Here is a 15,547-nt window from a genome sequence, read left to right on the forward strand (position 1 = left end):
AAAACAATGAATGTTAAAATAGAACCGAGTTGGCATCAAATACTCAGCGAAGAATTTGAAAAGAAGTATTTTCAGGAGCTTATTTCTTTTGTCAAACATGAATATGCTTCGCAGATTTGCTACCCCAAGGGAAGTCAGATTTTTTCTGCTTTCGATTTTTGCCCATTCGATCAAGTGAAAGTAGTGATTATAGGTCAGGATCCTTACCATGGTTTTGGACAAGCAAATGGTTTGTGTTTTTCTGTTTCTGAGGGTATTCCATTTCCTCCATCGTTAATAAATATTTTTAAAGAGCTTGAGAGTGATTTGGGACAACCTATTCCAAGTTCAGGAAATTTAGAACGTTGGGCAAATCAAGGCGTTTTATTGTTGAATGCCACCTTAACCGTACGTCAATATGAAGCGGGAAGTCATCAAAATAGAGGATGGGAAACATTTACAGATACAGTAATTCAGCGCCTTTCCGATGGAAAAAAAGATGTTGTCTTTTTACTTTGGGGTGCCTATGCCAAGAAAAAAGGACAAAAGATAGATAGAAGTAAACATTTTGTTTTAGAAACGGGACATCCTTCTCCCTTGAGTGCCAACAGAGGGTTATGGTTTGGAAACAAGCATTTTAGTCGAACCAATCAATTCTTATTGGAACAAGGATTACAACCAATAGCATGGTAAAGATATGATGGGTTGGTTTTATTCAAGAAAAATCAATAACCGTTTTGTAAAGTTTGCTAATCTTGTAGAACAAACTTCTTTGCTAAAAGAGCTTAGTGAAGACGATGACATTCCAAAATATGCAACCCATTTAATTTATTTATCAAAAGCAGATCGAACCTATGAAATAGAAGAGAAAATTCTAAAATCTATTTTTTCTAAAAAACCAAATAGAGCCGATATTTATTGGTTTTTTCACATCAATCGAACTAACGAACCTTTTACACTAAACTATGAGGTTATAGAACTTCTCGATGATAAGGTTATCAAAATTGTATTAAATATAGGCTTTCGTGTTCAACCTAAAGTAGAATTGTATTTCAAAAAAATAGTACAAGATTTGATGAGTAAAAAAGAATTGAACTTACACATTCGACCCGATGGTTCTACAAAATATAATGACGAACCCGATTTTAAATTTGTTATTATTGAAAAATTCCTTTCCGCTGAAAATGAATTTGCTCTAAAAGAAGGGTTTTTATTACACTCTTATTTTTGGTTAAAACACTTATCTTTGTCCGATGCAAAGGCTTTTGGATTGGATAAAAGTGATGTGTTAATTGAAAGTGTACCCATAGTTTATCAGCCAATATCAAATTTACATTTAGAACGAAAACAAACAAACTAACAAATAAATGAAAACTAAGATAATTTTAATAGGGCTGTTCTATTCAGCACTTTCTTTTGCACAAATCGACACCACCAAAGTCAAGGTGCCTTTTGAAGGTATGGATCAAACGTGGCAGAATGGTTCCGATAGAAGAACCAATCCTTCATTATTGGCTACAAAATATTTTACAGGGAGTGTGATGCTCGATGCCAATTATACACATTCTTTTAATAATCCAAATGACAATACCGTAGTGGGGTCTACTGTTTTGGCTCGTAATAATGAAATGCAAGTTTCTAGTGCTAATTTGGGTGGCGAATTTAATTATGAAGGGGCACGGGCTAAAATTATGATGCAATTTGGAACTCGTTCAACAGTGGTACCAAGAAACGATTATAGTGTATATCGTGGGCAATACGATATGTCAAATATGTATCGCTATTTATCAGAAGCCTATGCTGGGTATCATTTCAATAAATGGTATGGTATTAATGTGGATGCAGGGATGTTTATGTCGTATATTGGTTTGAATTCCTATTATCAAGTCGAAAATTGGGAATATCAGGCTTCATTTACCTCCGATAATACGCCTTGGTTTTTTAATGGACTACGCGTACAAATGTTTCCCACAAAAAAATTAAAACTAGAAGCATGGATGATTAACGGTTGGCAAAGTTATGGACGATTCAACAGTATGCCTGGTGTAGGAGGAAATATTACATGGTGTCCGAATGAGGCTGTAAAAGTATTGACAAATGACTATTACGGAACGGATGCAGCAGGTTTACCTGGTAGGAAAAGATTTCATTCTGATAACAGCCTCCTTGTTCGCTATTACAACCAACCCAAAGCGATGGGTATTAGTAGAATGGCTTTTTCTTCCACATTCGATATTGGTTTTGAAAAAGGAGAAGGCGTAGGAGGTTTTAACGGAACAGATTCCAATCCTGCACAATATTTCTTAAGTGGCATGGTATATCATAGAATATGGTTTAATAAAAATCAATTTGCATGGACGCTTGGTGGAGGCATCATGACTAATCCGGGAAGATATTTGGTTCTTTTACCTACAGGGGATGCTAGTCCACTTCCAAATCCAAATAATCCAACTCAAACAGAAGGAACTCATCCTTTTGATACTAGTGCAGGAACTCAATTTAAGGGTTGGGATTGTTCAACTAACTTTGATTGGATGCCCAATCAGAGTATAACATTTAGAGTAGAATTTGTACATAGAGAAGCTAATGTTCCTTATTTTGCAGGAAGCGGTGGAGTAACATCGCCAACGGGTTACACTACGACAACATTGCCAACAGATTGGCAACCCGATTTAGTCAAAATGGAAAACCGAATTATTTTTGCAGTATTATTTAGAATTTAATAAGTAGGGTATCGTTTGTTTAGGTTGTTTTTCTCTTCAAAAAAGAAACCAAAAAATAGACGATACCAATTCCAAATGTATACCAAAATAGATCACTCCATAAAAAACCTTCGCCTAATATATAATGTCCTAGAGTTGTATTTCGTATGGATAAAATCCATTCGGATTTGTATAACTGTTGGCATTCGATACTGTAACAAAAAAGGAGCGCAAACCCAAATGCGGTTTTAAGACTTTTATGAATTAAAATCAAACGCATTCCAAAGTAAATCATGATGGCATACAATGTGTCGCCCGTAAATAATGGAATTATGTTTGTTTTTCGTGACAAAATTCCTAGTAGAAGGGTTGTCCAAAAAAGAAAAAAATAATAGCGTCTTTGTAAAAACATCTTTTTAACAATCGGCAACATTTACAGCTACCGCCAATCCACCCTCTGATGTTTCCTTGTACTTAGAGTTCATGTCTTTGGCCGTTTGCCACATGGTATGTATTACTTTGTCTAACGGAACTTTTACGTTTTTTGCATCTGTTTCAAGAGCCAATTCGGCAGCATGTATCGCTTTTATTGCTCCCATTGTATTGCGCTCGATACAAGGAATTTGAACCAATCCACCAATAGGATCGCAAGTAAGTCCTAGATGATGTTCCATGGCGATTTCGGCTGCCATTTGTACTTGTTCTGGAGTTCCCCCCATAACCTCACACAATGCTGCAGCTGCCATAGCCGAAGAAACTCCAATTTCAGCTTGACATCCACCCATAGCTGCAGAAATGGTAGAACCTTTTTTGAAAATACTGCCAATTTCACCAGCGACCATTAAAAATTGTTTGATTTCTTTTTCATCGGCTTGATGGTTTTCAATTACTAAATAATACATAAGTACCGCAGGAATTACTCCAGCACTTCCATTGGTTGGTGCAGTAACCACGCGACCCAATGCTGCATTAACTTCATTTACAGCTAAAGCAAAACACGAAACCCATTTGAGAATTTGTCTAAATTTTACTTCAGTTTTACGAATTGTTTCAAGCCATTCTTGTGGGGTGCTATAATTCGATAACCCGATTAAGTTTTGATGCATATCGAAAGCCCGACGACGTACATTTAAACCACCGGGAAGTACCCCTTCACTATGACATCCTATATACATACATTCAAGCATCGTCCTCCAAATGCGCATCAATTCGTCATGAATTTCACTTTCACTTCTCGTGGACTTCTCATTCTCATATACAATCTCGGATATTTTTTTGTTTTGAGCCGAACAATACGCAAGCAATTCTTCTGCATTTTGAATCGGGAAAGGGAAAGCGCATGAAGTTTTAATGGTCTTTTGGGTGTGGTTATGTTCTTCTTTTACGATAAATCCACCACCAATGGAGTAGTAGGTTGAAGTATATTCTTTGCTAGAAGTAAAGGCAGTAAATGTTATACCATTGGCATGAAAAGGTAGAAAATTTTTATTAAAAACAATATCTTTTTCAATATTGAACGGAATTAAAAACTGGTTTCCTAAGTTGAGTTGAAGAGTCGTTTTTATGGAAGTAATTATTTTGTTAATGTTTTCAATAGGAATATATTCAGGGTCTTGACCACTCAAACCTAACATTATTGCCAAATCAGTAGCATGACCTTTACCAGTTAATGAAAGTGAGCCATATAAGTCGATTTTGATATAATTTATTAAATCAAATTTGTTGTTATTTCGTAATTCTTCTAAAAACCGTTCTGCGGCACGCCAAGGTCCTAAAGTATGCGAACTTGAAGGGCCGATACCGATTTTTAACATGTCAAAAACAGAGATACATTCTTCCATAGAGTTAGTTTAGTTTGTGTGACAAATATAAATGAATAACAATAAAATATTTAATTTCAGAAACAGATAAATAAGGTTTGGATGATTTCAGAGTTCTTATCTGGTTGGACATTGCATAATTTTTAGTTTAAAATGTCATCTTGTCATATTACGTGTTTTAAAAACTGACAATTTATATAGATTTTTTCCTTGGCACAATCCTTGACATTTGGGAATTGAGCGTAAAACTCTGCTCACTCTTAGAGGAGCAATCAAAAAAAATAAATTAAGGAGATAAAAAAATGGGAAAAATTATTGGTATCGATTTAGGTACAACCAACTCTTGTGTCGCAGTTATGGAAGGTGGAGAGCCAGTGGTAATTGCTAACGCAGAAGGAAAGAGAACAACACCATCTGTCATTGCATTTGTTGACGGTGGCGAGATCAAAGTGGGAGATCCAGCTAAAAGACAAGCGGTGACCAACCCAACTAAGACTATTGCTTCTATCAAACGTTTTATGGGTAACAAATACTCAGAAAGCGCAAAAGAAGCTTCGACAGTTGCTTATAAAGTTGTGAAAGGAGATAACGATACACCTCGTGTTGATATCGACGGAAGACTTTATTCACCCCAAGAATTGTCCGCGATGACACTTCAAAAAATGAAAAAAACTGCTGAAGATTATTTAGGTCAAACAGTTTCAGAAGCAGTAATTACTGTACCTGCTTATTTTAATGATGCTCAACGTCAGGCAACTAAAGAGGCGGGAGAAATTGCAGGTTTGAAAGTAATGCGAATTATCAATGAGCCTACTGCAGCTGCATTAGCTTATGGATTGGATAAGCAAGGGAAAGATCAAAAAATAGCGGTGTACGATTTAGGAGGAGGTACATTTGATATATCAGTTCTCGAATTAGGAGACGGAGTATTTGAGGTATTGTCTACTAATGGAGATACACACTTAGGAGGAGATGATTTCGACCAAGTAATTATTGATTGGATGGCTAACGAATTCAATTCGGAAGAAGGAATTGATTTAAGATTAGACCCAATGGCATTACAACGTTTGAAAGAAGCTGCTGAAAAAGCAAAAATTGAGTTGTCCTCTTCAACACAAACAGAAATTAATTTACCTTATGTAACTGCTACGGCTACTGGACCAAAACACTTAGTTAAAACCTTAACTCGTGCAAAATTTGAACAATTATCAGAAAATTTAGTAAAACGCTCTATGGAGCCTGTTGCTAAAGCCTTGAAAGATGCGGGCTTATCAACTTCTGATATTGATGAGGTAATTTTGGTGGGTGGTTCTACTCGTATTCCTGTTATTCAAGAACAAGTAGAAAAATTCTTCGGGAAAAAACCATCAAAAGGAGTAAATCCTGATGAAGTTGTTGCGATAGGTGCTGCTATTCAAGGTGGGGTTTTAACGGGTGATGTGAAAGATGTATTGTTGCTTGATGTGACTCCTTTGTCTTTAGGAATTGAAACTATGGGTAATGTGATGACCAAATTAATAGAAGCGAACACAACTATCCCAACCAAAAAATCACAAGTATTCTCTACGGCTGCGGATAACCAACCAAGTGTGGAAATTCACGTTTTACAAGGTGAAAGAACAATGGCAGCTGATAATAAAACGATTGGTCGTTTCCACTTAGACGGCATTCCGCCAGCACCAAGAGGTGTACCTCAAATTGAAGTAACTTTTGATATAGATGCGAATGGTATCATCAAGGTATCTGCAACAGATAAAGGAACAGGGAAATCGCATGATATTCGTATCGAAGCGTCTTCAGGATTGACACCAGAAGAAATTGAAAGAATGAAGAAAGATGCCGAAATGAATGCAGAAAGCGATAGAAAAGCCAAAGAAAAAGCGGATAAATTGAACGAAGCAGATAGTATGATTTTCCAAACAGAAAGTCAATTGAAAGAGTTAGGTGATAAATTATCAGACGAACACAAATCGGGTATTGATAGTGCTTTGACCGAATTAAAAGCTGCGCATCAATCACAAGATTTAGATGCTATTCAAAAAGGTCTTGATGCCGTAAATGCGGCATGGAAAACAGCTACAGAAGCTATGTATGCACAAGGTGACGCTGGTCAAGCTCATGATGCACAACCTCAAGCTGATGCTAGTGGCGACCAAACTCAAGATGTAGATTTTGAAGAAGTAAAGTAATAAAATGATCTAGCCCTAAAATAATTTAGGGCTAGATACTTACAAAAAAATCCTAAGAGAATATCTTAGGATTTTTTTTGTGGGGAGAGCAGGATTCGAACCTGCGAAGACTTAGTCAGCAGATTTACAGTCTGCCCTCGTTGGCCGCTTGAGTATCTCCCCCCGCCGTTTCAGGTTGCAAATATAACAACACTTTTTAGGTTTCCAAATTTATTTTTTGGTTAAATGTAGCTTACTCTTTTAATGCTTTGGCAATGAATAATCTATAATAAAAAAATTATTTTAAAAGTTCGCTAATTTTAGTTCTTAGGGCTTCACCTCTTAAATCTTTGGCAATGATTGCCCCTTTTTCATCAAGAATAAAAGTCGTTGGGATTTGCTCTACATGGTATAATTTAGCGATAGGATCATCCCATCCCTTTAAATTAGAAACTTGCACCCAAGTAATTCCGTCTTTTGCAATAGCTTGTTTCCATTTTGTAGCATCATCATCTAATGAAACACCAACAATGTTTAATCCTTTATCATGAAATTCTTTATAAATAGCAACAACATTTGGATTTTCTTTTCTACACGGTCCACACCAAGAAGCCCAAAAATCAAGTATTGTGACCTTTCCTAATGATTTTAATAGACTTACGGTTTGCCCATTGGGAGATTTACTTGAAAAATCAGGGGCAAGAGTGGGCGCAGAATTGGTTGCTGCCGTTTCAGTACTATTTTTTTCAAGTAATTTTATTTCTTTCTGTAATTCTTTACCAATTTTTGAATTTTTGAGTGAGGCATCAAGGTTATTAAAGTCCTTTTGGAAAGCATCTAATTTAAAGTTTGGAGACTTTAACTGACTTTTCAATAATAATAGCGATATAAATGCCTCTTTGTTTTCTTTAGGATAGTTTGAAACAAAGGTTTCCATTTCTTTTTGAAGTACAGAAAAACCTTTTTTTAGATTATCAATAGTTGCTTGATCTTTCTTTTGTTGAGCCATCATCAATTTCTGAAAATTCGCATTTTGATAAGCCACAAGCTTTTTCTGAATTCCATTCATTTGAGTATTGAATTTCTGAAATTCATCATTGTTATAGGTGCCGCCTATCTCAGACTTCCAAATACTATCTTTATCTACAGTTACTTCAATGGCACCACTTTCTAGAATAAAGGGAATAGGCTGCTGTAATCCTTTAATAAAAAGTACCATCAAATTAGGATCTTTAACCTTTCCTTTAAGTTCGAATTTTCCATCTTTAATTTTTGTAGAATCAACATTTACTACAATACCTAATTCATTTTGTTTTTTGATAATTACAGTTTTACCATTTGCAATACCTTTCGCACTACCTGTAAGTAAGAATTCACCATCGGCTACCTTTTTACAACTTACAAGAGCAAAAAGTATTGTAACCAAACATACTATTTTTTTCATTTTTCAGTTTTTTTATTTGGGCAAAAATATCCAAAATAAATGAATTTAAGCAATTTATAAGAATTGTTTTGTTCTTTTTGTAAATTATGTTTATTAATTTGTATTGATTTTTAATATCTATTAATAAAACCTTAAGTTTGTTGAATAATTATCATATTATGAAAATAAAAACACTACTCGTACTTTTCTTTTTAAAAAGTATATTTCTTCAGGCTCAAATTGTAGTTAACGAATTGGATGCTGATAACCCTTCTACGGATGATCATGAGTTTGTTGAACTTAAATCATCAACTCCTTATTTTCCATTAAATGGTTATGTTATTGTATTTTATTCGGGAACCAATACAGGTTTAGTAAAAACAAGTTACAAGGCTATTGATTTAGATGGGTACACAACAGATGTAAATGGTATAATACATTTTGGAAATGCTGCCGTTTCACCTTCACCAGCAGGTACATTTCCTGCAAACACAATATATAATAATCCAAGTGGAGTAGCTGTATATCTTGGGAATGCAACCGATTTTCCTACAGGAACTGCTGCTACTTCTACCAATTTAATTGATGCCTTGTGTTATACCAATAGTACAACGGTTCAACCTACAGCTATTATGAGTGCCCTAGGTTTATCTACTTCAGTATATGATAATCAGAGTACATATACTGCTACGAAATCTATTCAACGAAAAAATGATGGAACTTATGAAATAAAAACCCCAACACCTGGAATGAATAATGATGGTTCAGGGGTAGTATTAAACTATTTAACGATGTCTACAACTGTAACTAGCATTACAGAGGGGCAAGATTTAACAATAACATTTACAGCTTCTCAAGCTGTTACAGGAACCGCTGTTACTATTGATTTTACGTTAGATAATGAAACTTTCAATACGAATGACTATACAGGAACTCCCTCGGTTACTATTCCTGTAGGGGCAACAAGTGGGAGTACTACGATACATATTGTAAATGATGGACTTAATGAAGGTGATGAGGAGTTAAAAATTTATATTAATCCAATTCCATCAGGGTACAATTTGTATAATAATAATGTGATTATTCGTGTCAATGATATCAATTTTACGACCTTACCCTTTGGAACTCCAGCAAATCCGACACATGGGATTGTGACCAGCTCAGCTCCGACAGGTTATTATAGTTCGCTTGAAGGATTGTCTGGAGCTGCTTTAAAACAAGCTTTACAGGATATTATTTCTAATCCTTCAATAGTAAGAGTACATAACTACGATGATATGTGGGAACTACTCAAAACCGCTGATCAAAATCCGGAAAATAGTAATCAGGTATGGTTAATTTATACAGAAACGCCCCGTTCTAAAATAGATTATCAAAATGGGAGTAGTATAGTAGGAAAATGGAATCGGGAACATATTTATTGCCAGTCAAGAGGAAATTATGCAGCAGGAACGGATTATATAACACCCAATGCAGATGGAATCAATTTATATACGTTAACGACTGGGGCTAATGATATTGGAGCTGGAGTATGTGATGCGCATCATATTCGGGCCGTTGATGGACAAGAAAATTCTTCTCGAAATAATAGAAATTATGGTGTAGATTATAACGGACCCACAACAACACCAACGACAACATGGAAAGGAGATGTAGCAAGAGCTTGTTTTTACATGGCTGTTCGATATAATGGACTGAGTGTTGTTAATGGAAACCCAACAGACGGAACCATCGGTCAAATAGGTGATTTAGCTACGTTACTTACTTGGAATCACTCTGATAGCGCAGATGATTTTGAAATGAATCGAAACAATTACATTTATACTTGGCAAAAAAATAGAAATCCCTTTATTGATTACCCCGATTTGGCCGATTTTATTTTCGGATCTAGAGTTGGAGAAGTATGGCATGCCTCATTAGCAAACACAAAAAATCCGCTTTCTAAAGCCTTTGTGTATCCAAATCCAACGAAAGATAGAATTTATATTTCAGACATTCAAGAGGATGCAACAGCTACCTTATATTCGCTATTTGGAGAAAAACTTTTAGAAAAGAAAATAAACACTAATGAAAGTCTTGATTTATCTAATTTTTCCTCAGGAGTTTATATCTTAAAAATCGTATCTGAAACAAATTTTACAGAATTTAAAATTAGTAAACAGTAAAAAACATCTGTAATGGAACTTACTTCCCAATACAAAAAATTAAAAGACCTGATTAATCAACGGTTTAGCATGGTCTTGTGACTATAATGGTGCCAACAATCAGCTAAATAACTGCAAAAATCAGAAATAATAAGAAAATCGCAACAAGTTTAAATATTTATTGTAACTGGTTTCATAATTCTACTATTTACCTTTTTTCCACCACTTTCGGCAGGTTCCCATTTTGGCATTTTTTTGAAACACTCAATTATGGCTTCCTCATACAATTTAAGTTCTTTTTTAGGATTATCAATTTTAACATCTGTAATACTGCCATCTGCTGTTACTGTAAATGATACTCTATATCGAAGATTATAATTTTCAGTTTCATTACTGTTTGATGATTTTGGCAAAATCAAATTTTGCTGAATGTATTTAATATATGCTGATTCACCACCTTTAAAGGACGCATCTTTCTCTACCACGCTGTATACTTCGTTATCTTCCTTTGTTTGTGTTTCATCATCATCGCTTTTAAATACTGGTCTAAAATATTCTCTCAACAGTAATTCAGACAATATATCGGCATCTTTTCCACTAATACGTGATACAAATCGAGTATCATTATCCGAAGGTCTTAAAATGAAATATAATCGTGTCTTATCTCCACCTGATAAATTGGCGAAATACTTAAAAAAAGTTAATCTTAAATCCGCATCATTTTTAATTTCTTCAATCCTTTTCTTTATGACACTTTTGGTATTCATTTCATAAATATTACCACCTAATGCCTCAACAACCAATTGAGTATAGTTAGTTGAGTAACGACTACCATTTTCAATATCAATTTGATTTTTACAAAATGCTATAAACTGGTTTATTGACTTTTGTTCTGTTGAAGTTGGTTTATAATGTTCGATTTTAACAGGAGGTTGCCAAGGCAGAATTGTAGTTTTTCCATAATCTGTCTGTATTGTATCTACCTCTGAATATTTGGGTGCAATAAAGGGCACAGTAGTTATTTCTTCCGTCTTAGCCTTCTTTGAAGGCTTTTTTTGTGCTAGTAAAACTGAATTGCTACACACTAAAAGAAGACATACTAAAGCATAGTTTACTGTTTTTTTCATGTTTAATCCATTTGATTTTCCAAAGGTATAAAAATGGAATTAACTAATCATGCATGATTAGAGTAATCATAAATGATTAGGTGAATTTTACACCAATCAGAAGAGCATCAAATTGATAAATACACGCGACCAGAATTATTTAAAGAAATTTGGCAAGCACTTGAAAAAGTTGCGTGAAGAGAAAGGTATGTCGCAAGAGGAATTAGCTAATTGTGCCGATGTTTCTCTGCCTCAAATTACACGAATTGAAAGAGGTGTTGTAAACCCTACTTTGTGTACCATAAAAGCATTAGCGAACGGATTAGAGATAAAGACCAATGGTTTATTTGATTTTGAGAATTAGCTAACCATTTAGGCACAGTAGTAAGCACTTTTTTATAAAACACTTTTTATAAATTAATTTTCAATTGTCTTTAAACGGATTTTCATCTGCTTTTTTACTTTCATACTCTGAAATTAATTTTATGAATATCTCCCCACCGTTATTGAAATACTTTTCAAAAAAAACTTTAGTCCCAATAGGCAAAAATTCTAAAGATTCAGCATTTATTTTCTTGATGTTAAATTCTGGCAATTCAGAATAAAAAGAATTTTTTTGAATATCCTCGATGTAGTTTGCGAGATTTTTGTCAGAGATGCCATCGGGATATTGTATTCTTAAAAACTCGTCTTTTGTAATAAGTTGAACTACTTTATCTTTCTCACTTTTTAATTGTTCAGGACCAAATATTGGATTAATGATGATTAATTTTTTAGAGGTTCCTTTTACTGAATCAATTAAGAGATTGTTTATGTAGGGGTCAAAAAAGCTATATCCAATTACGAAAATGTAACTCTTTTCTTTTAACTTGGTTCTGAAATGTTGTATCAATGTAAAGAATGGCTCAACAGAAAATGTTTTTGTGCCCTGACCAAATATTAAATAAGGAGAATGCTCATCTTCAATATGTCCTTTATCTTGTTCGTTTAGTTTTTCTTCCTCTTTAAATTCACCACTGTCAAGCCTTACCCAATCTAAAGAGCCATGAAGTTTGTAAAGATTAATTCTACCAAAATCAATTGGCTCTTCTTCAAATCCTCTCCACTCTCCGCTTACAAATCCTCTCCAAGGTTTATTATGATTTTCTGTAAAATAGTTTTCAATTACCATATAGTAGTCTTCAACAGGTATATATTCTTCATTACTCAATCTTGCAACTTGTAATAGTTGAGAAATTGAATTTTGAATTTGAAGTAAAGTTTCAGTATGTATCATGAGTTCCCTTTTGACAAATTCCTCAAAATTGACCTCAATAGTATCCTGTCTTTTCTTGTTTACCTTATATGCTCGGGAAGCACACCTGTGACTACAATACTTTGTTGTTCTTTTTTGAGCAACGAATTGTGTTCTACAGAATAAGCATATTCTGTTGTACTGGCGTGATGATGTCATATTAAGCGGACATAAGCATACCTTAAGTGGACATAAGCGGACAAGCTAAATTTTGACGTTTAAATCTTAGTCACAAGTAGTCACAAACGGCTTGTTTTGTGACCAAATATATTCAATATATTAGACACAAATAACAAGAAAGTGCAAAAATAGGAAGAAGGTTTGTTTATAACAAGCTGATTTTCATTGCTTTTCATTGCTTTTTGTTGCAGATGTTTTCGATAGTTATTTTCCAATACAGAAATTCGCAAAAATGTTACCTAACAATTCATCATTAGTAACTGTTCCTGTGATTTCTCCGAGGTAATAAAGGACTTGTTTGATGTCTATAGCTAATAAATCGGAAGAGAGTTGTGAATCAATTCCCCAACGTACCTTTTGTATTTCTTCAAGAGCTTTTAGTAAAGCGTCATAATGTCTTGAATTTGTGACTATTGTTTCGTTATTTCTAAGGACACCCGAATTGATAAAAGAAAAAAGTTTGTTTTTAAGTTCGTCAATTCCCGATTTGTTTTTAGCGCTAATAAAGAGTGAGTTTGAGATTTGAGATTTGAGATTCGACATTAAATCAGCTGTCATTAAATCGGTTTTGTTAAAGAGAACCAGCAAGGTTTTTAACGGATACTGGTTTTTGATTCGTTCCATTTCAATTTTGAGATCTTCAATACGGCTAACGTTCAATGTAGAACTGTCTATTAAGAATAGCACGACTTGTGCTTGATCCATCTTTTCGAATGTTTTTTTGATCCCGATGTTTTCCACAACATCATTTGTTTCGCGAATTCCAGCCGTATCAATAAAGCGAAAACTAATACCATCAATAATCAATTCATCTTCTATGGTATCACGCGTGGTTCCTGCAATTTCTGAAACTATTGCCCGTTCTTCATTTAGAAGGGCATTTAATAAAGTTGATTTCCCTACATTAGGTTCGCCAACAATAGCAACCGGTATCCCGTTTTTTATGACATTTCCTAACGCAAAAGAATCGATTAAACGTTTGAGAACAAATTCAATGCGTTCTACTAACGTTTTGAACTGACTTCTATCGGCAAATTCGACGTCTTCTTCGGCAAAATCCAATTCCAATTCAATAAGTGACGCAAAATTGAGTAATTCTTCACGCAATTTTCCTATTTCATTACTAAACCCACCCCGCATTTGTTGCATGGCAATTTGGTGAGATGTTTCATTATCAGAAGCAATTAAATCGGCAACCGCTTCGGCTTGTGATAAATCCAATTTTCCGTTCAAGAAAGCTCTAAGAGTAAATTCACCTGCTTGCGCCATGCGACACCCTTTTCGTAACAATAATTGGATAATTTGTTGCTGTATAAACGTCGAACCATGACATGAAATTTCGATAACATCTTCTCCTGTATAGGAATTGGGATTTCTGAACAATGAAATTAAAACTTGGTCATAGATTTTAGTACCTTCTCTAATTGTACCCAAATGAATTGTATGTGTCTTTTGTTTGGTAATGTCTTTTCCTGAAATGGATTGAAAAATTTGGGAAACCACTGCAAACGCGTCTTTTCCCGATACCCGAATGATAGCCACAGCTCCAGCACCTGAAGGCGTCGCTAGTGCCACAATAGTTTCTTGATTTATCATAGGGCAAAAATACATATTTAAATTATTTTAGATGTATATCGATTAAAGTATTAAAGCAAGTACTAATTTTATTCTATTTGTAATTTATAAGAAAAATCATGTTTTATATTCTTAGAATTTAATACCTTTATAAAACAAATTCAAAATCTTCTTTCTATCATGAAAAAAATATTGTTTCCCACCGATTTTTCTAGCATAGCGAATAATGCTTTTGTACATGCTTTAGGGCTAGCCAAGCTCATACGTGGAGAGATTATTTTGTTACATACCTATGAGCTTCCTATTATTGATAACCAATTTGAACCTCAAAATTATAAGCAAATATTTGATTCATTAAAGCTAACTAATTTTGAGCGTTTTAAAGAAGAATTACCGAAACTTCGTGCTATTGCAGAAGCAAATCATTGTGAGCATATTATCATGAGCCAAATTTTAAAAGATGGCGATTTGATGCATATTATAAAAGAAGTTGTTGAAAGCGAGTACATTGATTTTGTAGTTATGGGAACCTCAGGAGCTTCTGGTTGGAAAGAAATGTTCTTAGGGACCAATACGGGTGAAGTCATTTCAAATTTAAGAGTCCCTGTGTTAAGCATTCCAGAAGGAGCTAAGTATACTAAATTGTCTACGTTTGGTTTTACAACTCGTTTTAGAGATAAAGATAAAGAAGCTCTTAGAAGAGTGGTAAAGATAGCTAAACAAGCTGGGGCTACAGTGAAATGTTTGTATGTTGAAACAAAACATTCAGACAACAGTCAGACGATATATAATGAATGGAAAGAGGCTTTTAAAGAGGAACCAGTACAGTTTTTTATTATTCCGAGCAATGATGTTAACAGTACTATCGAAGAATTTATCATTCACCAAGAAATTGATTTACTTTGTATGTTAACCTATAAAAGAAATTTTTTTCAGTGGCTTTTCACTACTAGTTTTACAGAAAAAATGTCCTATCATAGTGCTATTCCTATTTTGGTATTGCATGAATAACAAAAGAAAAGCCGTCTATTTTGCACTGCCCCCAAAAAGTTAGACACTATTTTGGGGGTATTTTTATGGAAAGAAAAGTCAAGTATGATTATGCATTTAAGTTAGAATGTGTAGAATTAGTTTTAAAGAAGCATTATTCTTGTGA

Annotated in this window: 13 protein-coding genes and 1 tRNA gene; 7 read left to right on the forward strand and 7 right to left on the reverse strand. The window is 34.3% G+C overall.

The features are described 5' to 3' along the window. Positions 1 to 6 precede the first annotated feature (6 nt). Genes CLV55_RS12235 through CLV55_RS12245 form a run of 3 tightly spaced genes read left to right on the forward strand, consistent with a single transcriptional unit; the run spans position 7 to position 2,702 of the window. The gene (locus tag CLV55_RS12235; protein ID WP_112114087.1) at positions 7 to 672 is read left to right on the forward strand and encodes a uracil-DNA glycosylase; all 666 of its coding nucleotides are present in this window, start codon (positions 7 to 9) and stop codon (positions 670 to 672) included. Between the two features lie 4 nt (positions 673 to 676). Further along, positions 677 to 1,339, forward strand: a complete 663-nt coding sequence (locus CLV55_RS12240; protein ID WP_211306496.1) for a KUP/HAK/KT family potassium transporter — start codon at positions 677 to 679, stop codon at positions 1,337 to 1,339. 7 nt (positions 1,340 to 1,346) lie between these two features. Then, on the forward strand, positions 1,347 to 2,702 hold the full coding sequence (locus tag CLV55_RS12245; protein WP_112114088.1) for an outer membrane beta-barrel protein: 1,356 nt from the start codon (positions 1,347 to 1,349) through the stop codon (positions 2,700 to 2,702). Positions 2,703 to 2,721: 19 nt separating this feature from the next. Here the strand turns inward: CLV55_RS12245 and CLV55_RS12250 are convergent, their stop codons facing one another. Together CLV55_RS12250 and CLV55_RS12255 are read right to left on the reverse strand one after the other, a co-directional pair. Then, positions 2,722 to 3,093, reverse strand: coding sequence for a ribosomal maturation YjgA family protein (locus CLV55_RS12250; protein WP_158527040.1), 372 nt, complete (start codon positions 3,091 to 3,093; stop codon positions 2,722 to 2,724). A gap of 4 nt (positions 3,094 to 3,097) precedes the next feature. Continuing rightward, entirely contained in the window at positions 3,098 to 4,522 is a 1,425-nt protein-coding gene (locus CLV55_RS12255) for an L-serine ammonia-lyase (RefSeq protein WP_112114090.1), read from the reverse strand. Positions 4,523 to 4,803: 281 nt separating this feature from the next. Here CLV55_RS12255 and dnaK point away from each other — a divergent pair, with 281 nt between their 5' ends. Continuing rightward, positions 4,804 to 6,690: a molecular chaperone DnaK gene (gene dnaK, locus CLV55_RS12260; RefSeq protein WP_112114091.1), complete on the forward strand. Its 1,887-nt coding sequence runs from the start codon at positions 4,804 to 4,806 to the stop codon at positions 6,688 to 6,690. Positions 6,691 to 6,770: 80 nt separating this feature from the next. On the opposite strand, the gene CLV55_RS12265 is transcribed toward dnaK, so the two are convergent. Together CLV55_RS12265 and CLV55_RS12270 are read right to left on the reverse strand one after the other, a co-directional pair. Then, positions 6,771 to 6,852 (reverse strand) — tRNA-Tyr (locus tag CLV55_RS12265). A gap of 115 nt (positions 6,853 to 6,967) precedes the next feature. Beyond that, complete coding sequence (locus CLV55_RS12270; protein WP_112114092.1) at positions 6,968 to 8,113, reverse strand: TlpA disulfide reductase family protein; 1,146 nt, start codon at positions 8,111 to 8,113, stop codon at positions 6,968 to 6,970. 158 nt (positions 8,114 to 8,271) lie between these two features. Here CLV55_RS12270 and CLV55_RS12275 point away from each other — a divergent pair, with 158 nt between their 5' ends. Beyond that, positions 8,272 to 10,257, forward strand: a complete 1,986-nt coding sequence (locus CLV55_RS12275) for an endonuclease (protein WP_112114093.1) — start codon at positions 8,272 to 8,274, stop codon at positions 10,255 to 10,257. 149 nt (positions 10,258 to 10,406) lie between these two features. On the opposite strand, the gene CLV55_RS12280 is transcribed toward CLV55_RS12275, so the two are convergent. Beyond that, positions 10,407 to 11,363: an energy transducer TonB gene (locus tag CLV55_RS12280; RefSeq protein WP_112114094.1), complete on the reverse strand. Its 957-nt coding sequence runs from the start codon at positions 11,361 to 11,363 to the stop codon at positions 10,407 to 10,409. 112 nt (positions 11,364 to 11,475) lie between these two features. Between CLV55_RS12280 and CLV55_RS12285 the strand changes: the two genes are divergently transcribed. Next, positions 11,476 to 11,706, forward strand: coding sequence for a helix-turn-helix domain-containing protein (locus CLV55_RS12285; RefSeq protein ID WP_245902728.1), 231 nt, complete (start codon positions 11,476 to 11,478; stop codon positions 11,704 to 11,706). A 60-nt stretch (positions 11,707 to 11,766) separates the two neighbouring features. Here CLV55_RS12285 and CLV55_RS12290 read toward each other — a convergent pair whose 3' ends face one another. Further along, entirely contained in the window at positions 11,767 to 12,618 is an 852-nt protein-coding gene (locus CLV55_RS12290) for an SIR2 family protein (RefSeq protein WP_158527041.1), read from the reverse strand. A gap of 402 nt (positions 12,619 to 13,020) precedes the next feature. Continuing rightward, on the reverse strand, positions 13,021 to 14,412 hold the full coding sequence (gene mnmE / locus CLV55_RS12295; protein ID WP_112114097.1) for a tRNA uridine-5-carboxymethylaminomethyl(34) synthesis GTPase MnmE: 1,392 nt from the start codon (positions 14,410 to 14,412) through the stop codon (positions 13,021 to 13,023). A 159-nt stretch (positions 14,413 to 14,571) separates the two neighbouring features. Between mnmE and CLV55_RS12300 the strand changes: the two genes are divergently transcribed. Next, positions 14,572 to 15,402, forward strand: a complete 831-nt coding sequence (locus CLV55_RS12300) for a universal stress protein (protein ID WP_112114098.1) — start codon at positions 14,572 to 14,574, stop codon at positions 15,400 to 15,402. The last annotated feature ends 145 nt before the right edge of the window (positions 15,403 to 15,547 follow it).

The sequence above is a fragment of the Flavobacterium aciduliphilum genome, assembly GCF_003268855.1.
GTDB classification, from domain to species: Bacteria; Bacteroidota; Bacteroidia; order Flavobacteriales; family Flavobacteriaceae; genus Flavobacterium; species Flavobacterium aciduliphilum.